Source organism: Streptomyces sp. 1114.5 (genome assembly GCF_003635085.1).
Classification (GTDB): domain Bacteria; phylum Actinomycetota; class Actinomycetes; order Streptomycetales; family Streptomycetaceae; genus Kitasatospora.
This window is the reverse complement of record NZ_RBXE01000002.1, coordinates 103,062-120,166: the sequence shown is the minus strand read 5'-3', so window position 1 is coordinate 120,166 and position 17,105 is coordinate 103,062. Positions and strand designations below refer to the sequence as shown.

The following is a 17,105-nucleotide window of genomic DNA, read 5'->3' as shown; positions in this document are numbered from 1 at the left end:
GCATGGTGACCGCCTCCCTTCCCGTTCGTCGCAGTTCGCACGTGGTGTGCGTCGGGGAACATCTATCCACGGAACCGGCCGGGCCCGCAATGGATTTAAAACGCGTCCGGCCCGGCGGAGCGGGTGCTCCACCGGGCCGGACGACAACGGCAGCCGGACGTCAGCTGACGACGGTGACCTCGCCGATGCCGAGCGCCCGCACGTCGTCGGCGATCGCGGCGGCGTCGCCGACCAGGACGGTGACCAGGCGGTCCGGCGGGAAGGCCGCCACGACGGCCTCGGTGGCAGCCGCGGTGGGCAGTTCGGCGAGCTGCCGGTAGACCTCGGCCTGGTAGTCGTCCGCCAGGTACTGCTCGACCTGGTCGGCCAGGGTGCCGGCGACCGAGCCCGCGGTCTCGTACTTCAGCGGGGCGACGCCGACCAGGAACTGCACGGCCTCGTCGCGCTCCGCGTCGGTGAGGCCCTCGGCGGCGAGGGTGCGCAGGATGGTCCAGGTGTCGGCGAGTGCCGGCGCGGTGGAGGCGGTGTCCACGGAACCGCTGATGGCGAGCAGCGAGCGGCCGCTGCCGTCGGCGGCGGAGCGCAGCGGCTGGGCGAAGGAGCGGACGCCGTAGGTGTAGCCCTTCTCCTCGCGCAGGACGCGGTCCAGGCGGGAGGTGAGGGTGCCGCCCAGGCAGTAGGTGCCGAGGGTCTGGGCGGCCCAGACCGGGTCGTGGCGGTCGGGGCCGATCCGGCCGATGAGCAGCTGGGTCTGGACGGAGCCGGGGCGGTCAACGATGACGACCCGGCCGTGGTCGTCGCCGGCGACCGGGGCGTGCCGGGAGGGCTCGGCGGCCGGGCCGCTCCAGGTGCCGAGGGTGCTCTCCAGGAGGGCGGGCAGGTCGACGCCGGTGAGGTCGCCGACGACCACGACGGTGCTGGTCGCGGGGTGCACGTGGGCGTCGTAGAAGGCCTTGACGGCGGTGCGGTCGATCGACTTGACGGTGTCGGCGGTGCCGGCGCGGGGCCGGGAGAGCCGGTCGGCGGCGTCGAAGAGCTCGGCGTAGAGGGCCTTGGCGGCGCGCCGGGCGGGGTTGGCCTGCTCGTGGACGATCTCGTCCAGGCGGTTGGCGACCAGGCGCTCGATCTCGGCCTCGGGGAGCGCGGGGGCGCGCAGGGCGTCGGCGAGCAGGGAGAGGCCGCGCTGGAGTCGGGAGGCCGGGACCTCCAGGGAGACCCGGATGCACGGGTGGTCGGCGTGGGCGTCCAGGGTGGCGCCGGCGCGCTCCAGCTCGCCGGCGAACTCCTCCGCGCTGAGGGTGTCGGTGCCCTCGTTGAGTGCGCGGGCGAGGATCGCGGCGACGCCGTCCAGGCCCTCGGGCTCGGCGGCGAGCGGGGCGTCGAGGAGGACCTCGACGGCGACGAGCTGCTGGCCGGGCCGGTGGCAGTGCAGGACGGTGATGCCGTTGCCGAGGGCGGCGCGCTCGGGGGCGGGGAAGGCCCAGGGGCTGGGGGTGCCCGGCTGCGGCTGGGGGTGGAAGGTCATGGCGGGGACGTAGTCGGTGCTCATACGGCGGCACCCTCCTCTTCGGAAGCGGCGTCGGAAGCGGCGTCGGCGGTCGGCTCGTAGACGAGGACGGCGCGGTTGTCGGGGTGGAGCCGGGCCTTGGCGACGGCCTGGACCTCCTCGGCGGTGACGTCGAGGACCTTGGGGAGGGCGTCGTTGAGCAGCTTGGGGTCGCCGAACAGGACGGCGTAGCGGCAGAGTTCGTCGGCGCGGCCGGCGACGGTGGTGAGCCGGTCGAGCCACTCGCGCTCGATCTGGGCCTGGGCGCGTTCGAGTTCCTCGGGCGTGGGGCCTTCGGCGGCGAAGCGGGCGAGTTCCTCGTCGACGGCGGCCTCGATCTGGGCGAGGGTGGCGTCGCCGGAGGTCTTGACGTCGAGCCAGCCGAGGCTGGGGGCGCCGGCCAGGCGCAGCAGGCCGAAGCCGGCGGCGACGGCGGTGCGGTCGCGGCGGACCAGCCGGTTGTAGAGCCGGCTGGACTCACCGCTGCCGAGGATGGTGAGGGCGAGGTCCGCGGCGTCGGCCTCGCGGGTGCCGTCGTGCGGGAGGCGGTAGGCGGCCATCAGGGCGCGGGACGGGACGTCCTCGTGGATCTCCTCGCGGATCTCGCGGCCGATGGTGTCGGGCAGTTCGCCGGAGCGCGGGGGCTGCTTGCCGTCGTGGGCGGGGATGGAGCCGAAGTACTTCTCGACCCAGGCGATGGTCTGCTCGGGGTCGATGTCGCCCACGACGGACAGGACGGCGTTGTTGGGCGCGTAGTACGTGCGGAAGAACGCGCGGGCGTCCTCCAGGGTGGCCGCGTCGAGGTCGGCCATGGAGCCGATCGGCGTGTGGTGGTACGGGTGGCCGTCGGGGAAGGACAGCGCGGTGAGCTTCTCGAAGGCGGTGCCGTACGGGACGTTGTCGTAGCGCTGGCGGCGCTCGTTCTTGACGACGTCGCGCTGGTTCTCCATGGAGGTCTCGTCGAGCGCGGCGAGCAGCGAGCCCATCCGGTCGGCCTCCAGCCAGAGGGCGAGCTCCAGTTGGTGGGCGGGCATGGTCTCGAAGTAGTTGGTGCGCTCGAAGCTGGTGGTGCCGTTGAGCGAGCCGCCGGCGCCCTGGACCAGTTCGAAGTGCCCGTTGTTGGAGACGTTGGCGGAGCCCTGGAACATCAGGTGCTCGAAGAGGTGGGCGAGGCCGGTGCGGCCCTTGACCTCGTGGCGGGAGCCCACGTCGTACCAGAGGCAGACGGCGGCGACCGGGGTGAGGTGGTCCTCGGAGAGGACGACGCGCAGGCCGTTGGCCAGGCGGTGCTCGGTGATGGCGATGCCTCGGCTGGAGGCGGGGGCCGGGTTGGCCATGCGCTCGGGTCCTTCCCGTCGTCGATGTCGGGGGTTCGTGTGGCGTCCCCCATTGTGGTGCAACGTATGGGGAGCGTGTTCGTGTCCGCGCGGACGGGGTCGTTCGCCAGGGGCGGAAGAGGGCCGCTGACCGGCAGTGTCGGCGCGAGGGTCCACAATGGGGGCGCCGTGCCCTGTCGGCCGCGTCCGGTTGACGGGTGCGGCGCAGGACGGCAGTGGCCGTTCGACGATCGGCCGACGACCGACCGACACGGCCCGACACACAGCCAGCGACACGTAAGGGAGCCCCGCCGCGATGGCCCGCCGCAGTTCGCAGACCCCGCCGCCCGGAGACTTCGAGGAGCGGATCCTCGACGTCGACGTCGTGGACGAGATGCAGGGCTCCTTCCTGGAGTACGCCTACTCGGTGATCTACTCGCGTGCCCTGCCGGACGCGCGGGACGGCCTGAAGCCGGTGCACCGCCGGATCCTGTACCAGGCCAACGAGATGGGCCTCCGCCCGGACCGCGCGCACGTGAAGTGCGCCCGCGTGGTGGGCGAGGTGATGGGCCGGCTGCACCCGCACGGCGACCAGTCGATCTACGACTCGGTGGTGCGCATGGCGCAGCCGTTCTCGATGCGGCTGCCGCTGATCGACGGGCACGGCAACTTCGGTTCGCTGGGCAACGACGACCCGCCGGCGGCGATGCGTTACACCGAGTCGCGGCTGACGGCGGCCTCGATGGCGATGGTGGAGTCGATCCACGAGGACACCGTCGACTTCGGCCCGAACTACGACGGCAGCGAGCAGGAGCCGCTGGCGCTGCCGGCCGCGTTCCCGAACCTGCTGGTGAACGGCGCGACGGGCATCGCGGTGGGCATGGCGACGAACATGCCGCCGCACAACCTGTCCGAGGTGGTGGCGGCAGCCCGGCACCTGATCAAGCACCCGAACGCGGACCTGGACACGCTGATGCGGTTCGTGCCCGGTCCGGACCTGCCGACCGGCGGGCGGATCGTGGGCCTGTCGGGGATCCGGGACGCGTACGAGTCGGGCCGCGGGACGTTCAGGATCCGGGCGACGACGACGGTGGAGGCGGTGACGGCCCGCCGCAAGGGCATCGTGGTCACCGAGCTGCCGTTCAACGTCGGCCCGGAGAAGGTCATCTCGAAGATCAAGGACCTGGTCAACGCGAAGAAGCTGCAGGGCATCGCGGACGTCAAGGACCTGACCGACCGCGAGCACGGGCTGCGGCTGGTGATCGAGGTCAAGAACGGCTTCGTGCCGGAGGCGCTGCTGGAGCAGCTCTACAAGTTGACGCCGATGGAGGAGACCTTCGGCATCAACAACGTGGCGCTGGTGGACGGGCAACCGCTGACGCTGGGCTTGAAGGAGCTGCTGGAGGTCTACGTCGACCACCGCTTCACCGTGGTGCGCCGGCGCAGCGACTTCCGTCGCCGCAAGCGCCAGGAGCGGCTGCACCTGGTCGAGGGCCTGCTGGTGGCGCTGGTCGACATCGACGAGGTCATCTCGATCATCCGGTCGAGTGACAACGCGCAGCAGGCGAAGGAGCGCCTGATGGAGCGCTTCTCGCTGTCGGAGACGCAGACCGCGTACATCCTGGACACCCCGCTGCGGCGGCTGACCAGGTTCGACCGGGTGGAGTTGGAGCAGGAGCAGGAGAAGCTCAACTCGGAGATCGCCGAGCTGACCGAGATCCTGGAGTCGGACGCCCGGCTGCGCAGTGTGGTCTCGTCCGAACTGGGCGCGGTGGCCAAGCAGTTCGGGACGGAGCGGCGGACGGTCCTGCTGGAGGCGGGGGCTGCGCCGTCGGCGTCGCTGGCGGTGCCGCTGGAGGTGGCGGACGACCCGTGCCGGGTGCTGCTGTCCTCGACGGGGCTGCTGGCGCGGACGGCGGACGGCGAGCCGTTCGAGCTGTCGGAGAAGCGGTCGAAGCACGACGTGATCGTGTCGGCGGTGCACGCGACGGCGCGGGCGGACATCGGCGTGGTGACGTCCGCGGGCCGGGTGCTGCGGCTGCCGGTGATCGACCTGCCGGCGATGCCGCCGACGCCGTCGCCGAACCTGGCGGGCGGGGCCGCGGTGGGCGAGTTCCTGCGGCTGGAGGCCGGGGAGCGGGTGCTGGCGCTGACCACGCTGGACGAGTCCTCGCCGGGGCTGGCGCTGGGCACCGTGCAGGGTGTGGTGAAGCGGGTGGTGCCGGAGTGGCCGGCGAACAAGGACGAGTTCGAGGTGATCGCCCTCAAGGACGGTGACGAGCTGGTGGGCGCGGTCGAACTGCGCACCGGCGAGGAGGACTTGGTCTTCATCACCTCGGACGCGCAGCTGCTGCGCTACCCGGCGGGCCAGGTGCGTCCGCAGGGCCGCCCGGCGGGTGGCATGGCGGGTGTGAAGCTGTCGGACGGCGCGCGGGTGCTGTCCTTCACCGCGGTGGATCCGGCGGCGGACGCCGTGGTCGTCTCGGTGGCCACGGCCTCGGGCACGCTGGCCGGCGGCGAGCAGACGAGCTGGAAGGTCACCCCGTTCGAGCAGTACCCGCGCAAGGGCCGCGCCACCGGCGGTGTGCGCTGCCAGCGCTTCCTGCGCGGCGAGGACGGTTTGGCGTTCGCCTGGGCGGGTGCCGCCCCGGCCCGGGCCGCCGACGCCAAGGGCTCCCCGGTGGAGCTCCCGGAGCGCGACCCGCGTCGCGACGGCTCGGGCACCCCGGTCACCAAGCCCGTGGCGGTGGTCGCCGGCCCGGCGTAGCGGTGCGCTGCCCGGAGGGGGTGTCCGTCGGGGCACCCCCTCCGGGTTTTTGGTGAGGGTAGCCTTGCCCGAGTGAGCACCTGTGCGACCGTGTCGCGTGAACTTTCGGAGCCGTTGGCAGCGACGGCGGCGGTGGCCACCACCTGGCTGCTGGTGGAACAGGCCGGGCCGTGGGGCGCGAAGGCCCTGGGTGAGAGCCACCTGGATCCGGCCGTCGGGCGGGCGCTGGAGGCGGCCGCAGCGGGCACAGGCGTACGGGTGGCGCTGATCCGGCGCCCCGGACGGCACGCGGACTGCCTGCCGACGGCGCGGCACGAGGTGGTCGTGGCGCACACGGTGCCGGGCCGCGACTGGGTGCGCCGGGCCGTGGTGGCCGACCCTGCGGAGCTGCTGGGGCTGGACTTCGCGGCGCTGGGCGCCGGTGACCACACCGGTTTCGGCGCGGAGCACGTCGGCGGCCCGCTGGCACTGGTGTGCACCAACGGGCGGCGGGACCGCTGCTGCGCGCTGCTGGGCCGCCCCCTCGCGGCGGAGCTGGCGGCGGCCGGGCACAGCGAGGTGTGGGAGGTGACCCACCTGGGCGGGCACCGCTTCTCCCCCACGATGCTGGTGCTGCCGTACGGCTACGCGTACGGGCGGCTGACGGCGGAGACGGCCAAGGAGGTGCTGGCGGCGACGGCGGCCGGGCACATGGTGCCGGAGTGGTCGCGGGGCTGCTCGGGCTGGGACCGTCCGGGGCAGGCGGCCGAGCACGCGGTGCGGCTGGCGACCGGGGAGACCAGCGTGGACGCGCTGACGCTCACCCAGCGGCCGGACGGCGAGGGCCGTTGGCTGGTAGGGGTGCTGCACCGGGACGGCCGGGCCTGGGAGGTGGACGTGATCGAGTCGGTGAGCGAGCCGCCGCGTCCGGAGAGCTGCGGCAAGGCGGCGGGGACGCCGTCGCGGATGGACGTGCTGTCCGTACGAGGGGTCTGAACGCAGCGGGCCCGCGCCCGTGGGGGTGGGCGCGGGACCGCGGCGGCCGGGGAGTCGGCGGCCCGGGGATCGACTGATGGTCAGCCGACGGCTCGGACGCTGCTCAGCCTGAGCTCAGCCGGTGGCGGCCTTGCCGACGAACTCCGTGGTGTAGGTCTTCGACAGGTCGATCGACCCCTCCTTGCCCTTGACGTCCGGGTGGAACGCCGCGAGCACCGCGAGCACCGTCTTCGGGCCGTCGGCCGGCATCACGCCGTCCGTGGTGAACATCGGCAGCGTCGCCTTGATGGCCGCCGCGTACTGGTCGGCCCCGCCCTGCGCGTAGTCGGCGGGCATCTTCGCGGCGATCTCCTCGGGGGTGTGCGTGGACATCCACTTGAGGGTCTTCACGAAGGCGTTGGCGAGCTTCTGGGTGGTGTCCTTGTTCTTCTCCACCCAGTCGATGTTCATGTACAGCGACGACGACGGGTACAGCCCGCCGAGGGCCTGGCGCGAGCCCTCGGGGGTGCGCATGTCGTAGAGGATCTTGCCGAGGCCCTTGTCGAGGACGTTGGCGACGGTCGGGTCGGTGGTCATCCCGGCGTCGATGCTGCCCTGTTGGAGCGCGGCGATGAAGGTCTGGCCGGCGCCGACCGCGATCGGGCTGAACTCGCTGACGGCGGTGCCGTTCTTGACCGCGAGGTACTTGGTGAGGAAGTCGGTGGAGGAGCCGATGCTGGTGACGCCGAGCTTCCGGCCCTTGAAGTCGGCGCCGGACCTGATGGCGTCGGCCTGCTTGGCGGAGACGATCTCGACCTCGCCCGGGGCCTGCGAGAACTGCACCACGGACTCGACGTTCTTGCCCTTGGCCTGCAGGTCGATGGTGTGGTCGTAGAAGCCGACCGCGCCCTGGACGTCCCCGGCGAGCAGCGCGGTGGTGGCGTTGACGCCGGCGGGCTCGGTCATCAGCTCGACGTTGACGCCGGCTTCGGCGAAGAAGCCGAGCCGCTGGGTGAGCATCGCGGGCAGGTAGATGACCTTGTCCAGGCCGCCGACCATGATCTTGACTTTGGGCCCGTCGACCTGCTGCCCGGCCGGGGCGGCGACCGCGCCGTGGCCGGCGGTGGCGGCGTCGTTGGCGCAGGCGGAGAGCGGGAGGAGCAGGGCGGCGGCGAGGGCGGTGGCAGCAACTCTGCCAGTCGAGTGGGGGCGCATGGGTGGGGGTGCCTCTCTCTTCTTACCGGCAGGGGTGGGTCAGCGGCCGTCGCCCGCGTCGGCGGGCTTCCAGCGGAACAGCTTCTTCTCGGCGAAGGTCAGCAGCCCCTCGGTGAACAGTGCGACGACGGCGAGGATGGTCATGGCGGCGTACACGCCGGCCGCGTTGAAGGTGCCCTGGGCGGCCGCGACGAGCAGGCCGAGGCCCTTGGTGGCGCCGATGTACTCGCCGACGATGGCGCCGATCAGCGCGAAGCCGAAGCTGACGTGCAGGCTGGTGAAGATCCAGGTGGTGGCGGCGGGGATGACCACCTGGAGGGTGACCTTGCGGTTGTCGGCGCCCAGGATGCGGGCGTTGGCGACGAGGTTGCGGTCCACCTCGCGGGCGCCCTGGAAGGCGTTGAAGAACACCGGGAAGAACACCAGCACCACGGCGGAGGCCACCTTGGAGGCCGGGCCGAGGCCGAACCAGATCAGGAAGATCGGCGCCAGCACGATGCGCGGGATGGCGTTGAGCACCTTGATGTACGGTCCGAACACCTCGGCCAGGAAGCGGATCCGGCCGAGCGCGATGCCCAGCAGCACACCGCCGACGACGCCGATCACCCAGCCGGTGAGGGCCTCGTAGAGGGTGTAGCCGATCTGCTCGCCGAGCGAGCCCTGGGCGGTGCCGTGGGTGATCCACTGCCAGATCTGGTCCCAGATCCTCGACGGCTGCGAGAAGTTGAACGGGTCGATGACGTCCGTCCGGGCGCAGATCTCCCAGAGCCCGAGGAAGGCGGCCAGGACCGCGACCCGGGCCGCGTACACACCCAACTTCCGGTTGCGGGCGGCCCGTTCGCGGGCCTCGGTTCTCGTGGTGACGGCCGGGGGCTGCCCGGTGACGGCCGACGCGGTCTCGGACGCGGTCTCAAGCGGCACGACCCGCTCCTCTCTCCCGGGTGATGCGCACCTCTTCGCCGAGCGAGGCCCAGATCTCGCGGTACAGCTCGACGAACCTCGGTTCCAGCCGGACGGCCTCCACGGTGCGCGGCCGCGGCAGGTCGACGGTGAAGATCTCCTTGACGGTGGCCGGTCCTGCCGTCATGACGACGACCCGGTCGGCGAGCGCGATGGCCTCGTCGAGGTCGTGGGTGACGAAGACGACCGAGGAGCCCGTCCCGGCCCACAGCTCCAGCAGCTGGTCCGACATGAGGGCGCGGGTCTGCACGTCCAGCGCCGAGAACGGTTCGTCCATCAGCAGGATCGCCGGGTCGTTGACGAAGGTCTGGGCGAGCGCCACGCGCTTGCGCATGCCGCCGGACAGCTGGTGCGGGTAGCGGTCCTCGAAGGCGCCGAGGCCGACCCGGCCGAGCCAGTCCCGGGCCCGCTCCTTGGCCTCGGCGGCGGGCACGCCGCGGAAGCGGGGGCCGGCCATGACGTTGGACAGGACGGTGCGCCAGGGGAAGACGGCGTCCTGCTGGAAGACGAACCCGACCTGGGGGTTGATCCCGCGGACGGACTCCCCGTACACCCGGACCTCGCCCTCGGTGGGCTCCTCCAGGCCGCTGACCAGGGTCAGCGTGGTGGACTTGCCGCAGCCGGTGGGGCCGACGACGGCGACGAACTCGCCTTGGGCGACGGTCAGATCGAGATCACGGACGGCGGTGTGCAGGGCCCCCGAGGGGGTGCGGAACCGTTTGGTCGCGCCGGTCAACTCGATCGCCGGGGACTTGCTCATTCATCCTCCCGGGTCTGTGCTTGCCCCGGAAAGGTAGGAGCGGGCCCGGCTCCGGCGGGAGCCTTCTCCGCGTAGTGCGACTTCTCCGCTTTGAGGGGTGTTCTGCTCGTTTTGCTTGCGCTACAACTGCGGGGACGCGGCTGACAGAAACACGCCGGAAACGTAGGGTGTCCCGACCCCCACCCGAGAACGCCCCCGCCCGAGAACACCCCCGTACGGAACCGCCCGCGGAACCGCCCGCGGAACCGCCCGCAGCCGCCGAGAGGAGGCCCGGTTGAAGCTCCCCCACTGGCCCCGCCGGGTCTTCGCCCAGCTGCTGCTGAGCCAGACCGTCGTCACCGTCGGTGTCACCGCCGTGACCGCCGGGCTGTTCCTGGCCCCGGTCAGCAGCGAACTGGACCACGACGCGATGCAGCGGGCGCTGTCGATCGCCCAGGCCACCGCGACCGACGAGACCATCGCCCGGGCCGCCGCCTCCCGCGACACGGTGACCGCGCAGCGCAACGCCGAGCAGATCCGCGTGGCCACCGGCGCAAGCTTCGTCGTGGTCACCGACGTGGACGGGATCCGGCTCTCGCACACCGACCCGGGCCGGATCGGCCACCGGGTCAGCACCGACCCCGAGCCGGCCCTGGCCGGCCGCAGCGTCACCGCGATCCAGCAGGGCACCCTGGGCCGCACCGCGCGCGGCAAGGTGCCGCTGCGGATGGCGGACGGCCGGATCGTCGGCGAGGTGTCGGTGGGCATCAGCGACGACTCGATCCGCCGCCGGCTGCTCAAGATGCTCACCGGGATCCTGCTGTGCGCCGGCGCCGGCCTGGCCGCCGGTACGGTCGCCACCCTCGCCCTGGCCCGCCGGCTCAAGCGCCGCACCCACAACATCGCGCTGGCCGACATCTCCGCGCTGCTGGTGGAGCGGGAGGCGATGCTGCACGGAATCCGCGAGGGCATGGTGGCGCTGGACGAGCACGGCCGGATCCGGCTGGCCAACGACGAGGCGCTGCGATTGCTCGGCCTGCCCGAGGACTGCACCGGCCGCCCGATCGGCGCGGTGCTGCCGCCGGGCCGGCTGGCCGACGTCCTGACCGGCCGGATCACCGGCACCGACCTGCCGGCCGTCCGGGACGACCGGGTGCTGGTGGTGAACCGGATGGCCACGGCCTCGGACGGACCCGAGGGCGGCGCGGTGGTGACGTTGCGCGACCGCACCGAGCTGGAGTCGCTGGTCCGCGAGCTGGACACCACCCGCAGCCTGACCGAGGCGCTGCGGGCCCAGGACCACGAGCACGCCAACCGGATGCACACCCTGCTGGGCCTGCTGGAGCTGGGCCGCCACGAGCAGGCGGTGGCGTTCATCTCGGAGCAGTCCGGCTCGCACGCCGTGGTCGCCGCGCGGATCGCCGAGCAGGTGCAGGATCCGCACGTCGCGGCGCTGTTGGCGGGCAAGACGGCGGTGGCGGGCGAGCGCGGGGTCCGGCTGGCGCTGGCCCCGGCGGCGCACCTGCCGGACGCGGTGGTGGAACCGCGGGCACTGGTGACGGTGCTCGGCAATCTGATCGACAACGCGGTGGACGCGGTGGTGCCGGGTGGGAGCGGCCGGGTGGAGGTGAGCCTGGCGGCGTCCGGCTCGACCCTGCTGCTGCAGGTCGCGGACAGCGGCCCTGGCGTACCGGAGGTGCTGCGCGAGCAGGTCTTCGAGGAGGGGTGGACCAGCAAGGAGGCGCCCGCGCACCGTCCGCGCGGGCTCGGGCTGGCGATGGTGCGGCGCCTGGTCGAGCGGACCGGCGGCCGGATCGTGCTCGACACCGGACCGCTCGGCGGCGCCCGGTTCACGGTCGAGCTGCCCGAGGCCCTGCTCACCGACCGGCTCGTGGAGGCGTGATGATCGACGTACTCGTGGTGGACGACGACTTCCGGGTCGCGGACGTGCACGCCGCCTACGTGGCCAAGGTGCCCGGCTTCCGGGTCACCGGCACCGCGCACTCGGCCGGGGAGGCACTGGCCTCGCTGGAGCGCCGCCCGGTGGACCTGCTGCTGCTCGACCACCACCTGCCGGACGAGACCGGCCTGGCGCTGGTGCGCCGGCTCCGGGACCGCCAGGTGGCCTGCGACGTGATGATGGTGACGGCCGCCCGGGACGTGTCGACGGTGCACGCCGCCATGCAGCACGGCGCGCTGCAGTACCTGGTCAAGCCGTTCACCTTCGCCGGGCTGCGGGAGAAGCTGGTGGCGTACGCGCAGCTGCGGCACGCACTGGCCGCCCCCGCCCGGGAGGCCGGCCAGGACGAGGTGGACCGGCTCTTCGCCACCCTGCGCAGCGCCGGCGCCCCGGCCGGGGCCCTGCCCAAGGGCCACTCGGCGCCGACCACCGACCTGGTGATGGGCGTCCTGCGACGGGCCGGCCGGCCGCTGTCCGCCCAGGAGGTCGCCGATGCCACCGGGCTGAGCCGCTCCACGGCGCAGCGCTACCTCAAGCAGCTGGAGCGCGACAGCCGGCTGCGGCTGACCCTGCGCTACGGGGACACCGGCCGGCCCGAGCACCGCTACGGGCTGGCGGCCCGGCGCTGACACCCGGGCACCCCGGCTGCGAACGCGGGGGAACCCCGGCGGCCCCAGGACCGCCGGGGTTCCCCGGGACGCGACGGCTCAGGCCGCGCCCGCACCGGTGAGGGCACGCACCTCCAGCTCGGCGAAGCGGTCCGCGTCGGCGGGCTCGGGCGAGGTGATCGTCCCGATCCAGCCCGCCAGGAAGCCGAGCGGGATGGAGATGATGCCGGGGTTCTCCAGCGGGAACCAGTGGAAGTCGACGCCGGGGAAGAGCGCCACCTTGGAGCCGGAGACCACCGGCGAGAACAGCACCAGCACCATCGCCGGGACCAGCCCGCCGTACACCGACCAGACCGCGCCGCGGGCGGTGAACCGCGACCAGAACAGGGTGTAGAGCAGGACGGGCAGGTTGGCGGAAGCGGCGACGGCGAAGGCCAGGCCGACCAGGAAGGCCACGTTCAGCTGCTGGGCGTAGAGGCTGATCACGATCGCGGCCGCGCCGATCCCGACGGCGGCGATCCGGGCCACGACGACCTCCTGCTGCTCGCTGCTCCCGAGCCCGGGTTCGTCCGCCGAGCGGGCTGCCGGCAGCGCCTCGGTCGGTCGGCGGCGCAGCCGGCCGCGCCATGACGGTGTCCGCTCCCGCCGCGGCCGGTTGCGCCAGGCGCCGGCCCAGATGTCGTGGGCGAAGGCCGCCGAGGAGGCCAGGGTGAGCCCGGCGACCACGGCGAGGATGGTGGCGAAGGCGATCGCCGAGATCAGCGCGAACAGCACCACTCCGCCGGTGCTGCCGTTGCCGCCGCCGAGCACCAGGGCGAGCAGCGGGACGGCGGTGTTCCCGGCCGGGTTGGCGTGCCGCACCTCGGCCGAGCCGACCAGCGCGGTGGCGCCGAGGCCGAGGGCGATGGCCATCAGGTAGAAGCCGCCGACCAGGCCGATCGCCCACATCGTGGAGCGGCGGGCGGCCCGCGCGGTGGGCACGGTGTAGAAGCGGGACAGGATGTGCGGCAGGCCGGCGGTGCCGAGCACCAGGGCGAGGCCGAGGCTGAAGAAGTCCAGCCGACTGGTGAAGCCGGCGCCGTACTTGAGCCCGGGTTCGAGGTAGCGGTGCCCGGCGCCGCTGTGCTGCGCGGCCTGGCGCATCAGCTCGCCGAGGTCGCCGTGGAAGTGGACCAGCAGCAGTACGGTCAGCAGCACCGAGCCGGTGACCAGCAGGACGGCCTTGATGATCTGGATCCAGGTGGTGGCCCGCATCCCGCCGATCGTCACGTAGACGATCATCAGGGCGCCGACCGCGATGATCGTCCAGGTGCGGGCGTGCGGGCTGTTCGTGCCGAGCAGCAGGGCGACCAGCGAGCCGGCGCCGACCATCTGGGCGACCAGGTAGAGCAGGGTGACGACGACGCTGGCGCCGCCGGCTGCGGCCCGCACCTTGCGGCGGCGCAGCCGCAGCGCGAGCACGTCGGCGAGGGTGTACCGGCCGGCGTTGCGGACGAGTTCGGCGACCAGCATCAGCACCACCAGCCAGGCGACCAGGAAGCCGATGCTGTAGAGCACGCCGTCGTAGCCGTACAGGGCGATCAGCCCGGCGACGCCGAGGAAGGAGGCGGCGGAGAGGTAGTCGCCGGAGAGCGCGAAGCCGTTCTGCAGCGGGGTGAAGTCGCGGCCGCCGGCGTAGAAGTCCTCGGCGGCGTTGCCCTGGCGGCCGACCCAGAGGGTGACGCCCAGGGTGACCAGGACGATGACGGCGAACAGCACGATCGCGAGCGAGTGGTGGTCGCCGGCGGGGGCGACGGGGGGCGGGGTGGCGGTCGTCATCGTGGTCGTCATCGCAGCTGGTCCTGGGTGTCCCAGCGCAGGCCCAGGGCGGCGCGGTCGCGCTTGGTCCGGGCGTTGCGGGCGTAGAGCCAGGTGAGCAGGAAGGTGGTGACGAACTGCGAGAGGCCGAGCAGCCAGGCCACGTTGAGCGGTCCGGCGACCGGGGTGCGCATCAGCCCGGGGGCGGCGGCCTGGGCGGCCACGTACAGCAGGTACCAGCCGAGGAAGAGGCCGGCGACCGGGAAGGCGAACGAGCGGTAGCTGTGGCGGATGGCCTGGAAGGCCGCACTCGCCTGGACGGCCCGGTACACCTCGGTGCTGTCGACGGTCGCCGGTGCCGACGGCTGCTGCGGCACGACGGGCGCGGCGACCGGCGCGGGCCCCGCCCCGGGTGCGGGCGGCACCGCGGCGGCCGGTGCGGGCGCCGGCTCGGAGACGGTGATCGGCTCGGAGACGGTGATCGGCTGGGCGGCGGCCGTACGGGTGGGCACCGGCTGGACCGGCACCGCCGTTCGACGGGGCGCGGCAGCCGGCTCGGACGCAGTGGCGGCGGCCGGAGCGGCCCACCAGTCGAATCGCTGCCCCTGTCCGGGACTGCTGGTCTGCTGCTGTGGCACTGCTGCTCCTGGGCCGGGCCGGGCGTTCTGACCCGAACCATCATGGAGGCCACCGGACACCGTCCCCGACCATCGCAGATACCTTCACTCGATGAGGTGGTCGATCATCTGACGGACGCCCATCCGACTACTGCTGCGTACCGGTGATTCCGTGCCGGAAGGCGTATGCGACCGCCTGCGCCCGGTCCCGCACCGCGGTCTTGGCGAACAGATTGTTGATGTGGGTCTTCACCGTCGCCTGGCTGACGAACAGCCGTTGGGCGATCTCGGCGTTGGACAGCCCCTCGGCGATCAGCGCGAGCACCTCGGCCTCCCGGGCGGTCAGCCCGTCGGGCAGCTCCCCCGGCCGGGCGGCAGGCTGCCCGGCCGTCGACTCGGCCCGGCCCGGCTGCTCCGACAGCCTTTCCAGCAAACGGAGTTGGACCTGCGGGGAGAGCCCGGCCGCGCCCGCGCGCACGTCCGCGATGGCCCTGGCGATCTCCTCGGCCCCGGCGTCCTTGGTGAGGTAGCCGCGCGCTCCGGCCTGCAGCGCCGGGAACAGCGAGTCGTCGTCGGCGTAGGTGGTGAGCACGACGACCTCGGTCTCCGGGTGCGCCGCCCGGATCCGCCGGGTGGCCTCGACGCCGTCGCAGCGCGGCATCCGCAGGTCCATCAGCACCACGTCCGGGTGATGACGCTCCACCAGGGCAACGGCCTCCTCCCCGTCCCCCGCCGCGCCGACCACCTCGATGCCGGGCAGCAGCCCCAGCAGCATCACGATGCCCTCGCGCACCACCGTCTGGTCGTCCGCCACCAGCACCCTGGTGACCGCATCCGTCATGCCGGCACCCGCAGCAGCACGCGCCACCCTCCGTCCTCCGGGCCCGCCAGCAGCGTGCCGCCGAGCAGTTCCGCGCGCTCGCGCATCCCCAGCAGACCGTACCCGCTGCCGCTGGCCGCCAGCTCCCCCGGCGCCGGCTCACCGGCCGCCTGGCCGCGCGACGGGCGGGAGTTGCGCACCTCCAGCTCCACCACCCGCTCCAGGTAGCGCAGTTCGACGGAGCAGCGGGCGCCGGGCGCGTGCTTGCGCACATTGGTCAGCGCCTCCTGCGCGGTGCGCCGCACCGCGAGGCCGGGCTCGGCGGTCAGCGGCCGGGGCGTGCCGGTCACCGTGAGGACGGCCCGCTCCCGGCCGGTCAGCTCGACCAGGAAGTCCCCGACCGTGGTGAACTCGCCGCGCAGCGCGGACAGCGCCTGCCGGGTCTCGGCCAGCCCGTCCTGCGCCATCCGCCGGGCGGCGACGACCCGTTCGCGGATCCGCTCCCGGTCCGTGTCGCCCTCCAGCATCAGCCGGGCCGCCTCCAGGTGGACGAGCTGCGCGGAGAGGCTGTGGGCCAGCACGTCGTGGATCTCCCGGGCGATCCTGGCCCGTTCGGCGAGCGCCGCGCTCTCCGCCTCGGCGGCCCGGGCGGCGCGCTCCTGTTCCAGCAGTCGGCGCGCGGTGCCGCGCGCCTCGACGTCCAACCGCAACAGGTAGCCGAGCAGCGTGACCCCGCCGACGGTGGCGCCGATGCTCAGCCAGCTGGTCGGGGAGGCCGCCGTGTACGAGCCCAGCGCGGCCGACGCGGCGAGCAGCGCGGGCGCGGGCGGCAGCCGGACCAGGGCCGTCACGGCCAGCCCGATCCAGAGGAAGTCGGCGAGCGTGTAGGCCTTTCCCCAGTTCGCCAGCCAGGCGCCGCCGACCAGGGCGGAGACCAGCAGGTACGAGACCACCGGGCGCTGCTCCCGGCCGGCCCACAGGTAGGCCGCGCAGAGTGCGGCGGCCGCGGCCAGTCCGGCCGCGGCGGCCGCCGCCGACCAGCCGGTGTACTTCCCGTCGGAGAAGGTCCCCCAGCCGACGACGGCCAGCAGGACGATCCGGCCGGACACGGTGAGGACCCGCCGGGGCCGGCTCTCGGCGTCACGCTCCAGCCCCTCCCGGGACGGCCAGCGGGTCCAGTACCACCCGGCCACGGGTGCCTCCTCGGTGCTCACGGCGGCGGATCAGTGCAGTACGGCGGTCGCCTGCGCGGGCTCCAGCGTCCGGGCCCTCCAGTTCACCACGAGCGAGCGGACCAGCAGCAGGACCGCCATGCCGAGCATCAGCGAGCTGCCCGCCTGGTGGACGCCCAGGGCCGAGCCCAGCGCGTACAGGCCGATCCGGATGGCGATCATCCCGCCCCAGGCGGCCATGGTGGCCTTGGTGCCCTTGGCGAGGATGCTGCCGTCGGCGTCCCGCCAGAGCCGGACGGTCCAACCCCAGACCGTTCCCATCGCGAGCACGGTGACCAGTCCGACGGCGAGCAGGGCGACCGACAGCACGGTGTGCCGGTGGTCGATGATCTGCGGGTCGCGCAGCGCGAGCGCGCCCAGGACCAGCGGCAGCAGCCAGAAGCGGCGCTCGGTGTCCAGGCGCTGGACGCGCATCTGGCGCTGGACCACCAGGACCACCACCGCGACGATCACGAGGAGGTTGGCTACGGCACCCATGGGAGTTGCTCCGTCCCGAGGAGAGGGGCTTGTTGCTGACCTCTCCGACGCTACGGATCCGGCGGTTCCCGCTGATCGGAGCCGGGGTGGACCACGG

At 73.1% G+C, this 17,105-nt stretch carries 14 protein-coding genes; 4 read left to right on the top strand and 10 right to left on the bottom strand.

Annotated features, from left to right (window positions below):
• Window positions 1-160 precede the first annotated feature (160 nt).
• Both BX285_RS23970 and BX285_RS23965 read right to left on the bottom strand, forming a co-directional pair.
• Window positions 161-1,525, bottom strand: a complete 1,365-nt coding sequence (locus tag BX285_RS23970) for a pitrilysin family protein (RefSeq protein ID WP_097239964.1) — start codon at window positions 1,523-1,525, stop codon at window positions 161-163.
• 20 nt (window positions 1,526-1,545) lie between these two features.
• Window positions 1,546-2,883: a pitrilysin family protein gene (locus BX285_RS23965; RefSeq protein ID WP_097235994.1), complete on the bottom strand. Its 1,338-nt coding sequence runs from the start codon at window positions 2,881-2,883 to the stop codon at window positions 1,546-1,548.
• Window positions 2,884-3,178: 295 nt separating this feature from the next.
• Between BX285_RS23965 and BX285_RS23960 the strand changes: the two genes are divergently transcribed.
• Together BX285_RS23960 and BX285_RS23955 are read left to right on the top strand one after the other, a co-directional pair.
• On the top strand, window positions 3,179-5,629 hold the full coding sequence (locus tag BX285_RS23960) for a DNA topoisomerase (ATP-hydrolyzing) subunit A (protein WP_121177978.1): 2,451 nt from the start codon (window positions 3,179-3,181) through the stop codon (window positions 5,627-5,629).
• Window positions 5,630-5,701: 72 nt separating this feature from the next.
• Window positions 5,702-6,604, top strand: coding sequence for a sucrase ferredoxin (locus BX285_RS23955; RefSeq protein WP_097235996.1), 903 nt, complete (start codon window positions 5,702-5,704; stop codon window positions 6,602-6,604).
• Window positions 6,605-6,718: 114 nt separating this feature from the next.
• Here the strand turns inward: BX285_RS23955 and BX285_RS23950 are convergent, their stop codons facing one another.
• Genes BX285_RS23950 through BX285_RS23940 form a run of 3 tightly spaced genes read right to left on the bottom strand, consistent with a single transcriptional unit; the run spans window position 6,719 to window position 9,518 of the window.
• Window positions 6,719-7,798: an ABC transporter substrate-binding protein gene (locus BX285_RS23950; protein WP_097235997.1), complete on the bottom strand. Its 1,080-nt coding sequence runs from the start codon at window positions 7,796-7,798 to the stop codon at window positions 6,719-6,721.
• Between the two features lie 39 nt (window positions 7,799-7,837).
• Window positions 7,838-8,719 (bottom strand): ABC transporter permease, encoded by an 882-nt coding sequence (locus tag BX285_RS23945; RefSeq protein ID WP_097235998.1) that lies wholly within the window; start codon window positions 8,717-8,719, stop codon window positions 7,838-7,840.
• Window positions 8,709-9,518: an ABC transporter ATP-binding protein gene (locus BX285_RS23940; RefSeq protein ID WP_097235999.1), complete on the bottom strand. Its 810-nt coding sequence runs from the start codon at window positions 9,516-9,518 to the stop codon at window positions 8,709-8,711. Before BX285_RS23940 ends, BX285_RS23945 begins: the two co-directional genes overlap by 11 nt.
• A 274-nt stretch (window positions 9,519-9,792) precedes the next feature.
• Here BX285_RS23940 and BX285_RS23935 point away from each other — a divergent pair, with 274 nt between their 5' ends.
• Together BX285_RS23935 and BX285_RS23930 are read left to right on the top strand one after the other, a co-directional pair.
• Window positions 9,793-11,400 (top strand): sensor histidine kinase, encoded by a 1,608-nt coding sequence (locus tag BX285_RS23935; protein WP_097236000.1) that lies wholly within the window; start codon window positions 9,793-9,795, stop codon window positions 11,398-11,400.
• A complete protein-coding gene (locus BX285_RS23930) occupies window positions 11,400-12,086 on the top strand; it encodes a response regulator (protein WP_121177976.1) in 687 nt (228 codons plus the stop codon). Before BX285_RS23935 ends, BX285_RS23930 begins: the two co-directional genes overlap by 1 nt.
• A gap of 78 nt (window positions 12,087-12,164) precedes the next feature.
• Here BX285_RS23930 and BX285_RS23925 read toward each other — a convergent pair whose 3' ends face one another.
• The 5 genes from BX285_RS23925 to BX285_RS23905 form a co-directional block, all read right to left on the bottom strand.
• Window positions 12,165-13,895, bottom strand: a complete 1,731-nt coding sequence (locus tag BX285_RS23925; protein ID WP_257032384.1) for a cation acetate symporter — start codon at window positions 13,893-13,895, stop codon at window positions 12,165-12,167.
• Window positions 13,892-14,500 carry a DUF485 domain-containing protein gene (locus BX285_RS23920; protein ID WP_259470757.1) on the bottom strand — a complete coding sequence of 203 codons (609 nt, stop codon included), beginning with the start codon at window positions 14,498-14,500 and terminating at the stop codon, window positions 13,892-13,894. Before BX285_RS23920 ends, BX285_RS23925 begins: the two co-directional genes overlap by 4 nt.
• Before the next feature lie 127 nt (window positions 14,501-14,627).
• Entirely contained in the window at window positions 14,628-15,320 is a 693-nt protein-coding gene (locus BX285_RS23915) for a response regulator transcription factor (RefSeq protein ID WP_097236003.1), read from the bottom strand.
• Window positions 15,317-16,513: a sensor histidine kinase gene (locus BX285_RS23910; RefSeq protein ID WP_259470756.1), complete on the bottom strand. Its 1,197-nt coding sequence runs from the start codon at window positions 16,511-16,513 to the stop codon at window positions 15,317-15,319. The genes BX285_RS23915 and BX285_RS23910 overlap by 4 nt, the downstream gene beginning before the upstream one ends.
• Before the next feature lie 9 nt (window positions 16,514-16,522).
• A complete protein-coding gene (locus tag BX285_RS23905) occupies window positions 16,523-17,008 on the bottom strand; it encodes a CcdC protein domain-containing protein (protein ID WP_097236005.1) in 486 nt (161 codons plus the stop codon).
• Window positions 17,009-17,105: the final 97 nt, after the last annotated feature.

Bases quoted from the DNA above. Each gene is read 5' to 3' on its own strand.
- BX285_RS23970 (WP_097239964.1), bottom strand. From the start codon at position 1,525: ATGACCTTCCACCCCCAGCCGCAGCCGGGCACCCCCAGCCCCTGGGCC.
- BX285_RS23965 (WP_097235994.1), bottom strand. From the start codon at position 2,883: ATGGCCAACCCGGCCCCCGCCTCCAGCCGAGGCATCGCCATCACCGAG.
- BX285_RS23960 (WP_121177978.1), top strand. From the start codon at position 3,179: ATGGCCCGCCGCAGTTCGCAGACCCCGCCGCCCGGAGACTTCGAGGAG.
- BX285_RS23950 (WP_097235997.1), bottom strand. From the start codon at position 7,798: ATGCGCCCCCACTCGACTGGCAGAGTTGCTGCCACCGCCCTCGCCGCC.
- BX285_RS23940 (WP_097235999.1), bottom strand. From the start codon at position 9,518: ATGAGCAAGTCCCCGGCGATCGAGTTGACCGGCGCGACCAAACGGTTC.
- BX285_RS23930 (WP_121177976.1), top strand. From the start codon at position 11,400: ATGATCGACGTACTCGTGGTGGACGACGACTTCCGGGTCGCGGACGTG.
- BX285_RS23925 (WP_257032384.1), bottom strand. From the start codon at position 13,895: ATGACGACCACGATGACGACCGCCACCCCGCCCCCCGTCGCCCCCGCC.
- BX285_RS23915 (WP_097236003.1), bottom strand. From the start codon at position 15,320: ATGACGGATGCGGTCACCAGGGTGCTGGTGGCGGACGACCAGACGGTG.
- BX285_RS23905 (WP_097236005.1), bottom strand. From the start codon at position 17,008: ATGGGTGCCGTAGCCAACCTCCTCGTGATCGTCGCGGTGGTGGTCCTG.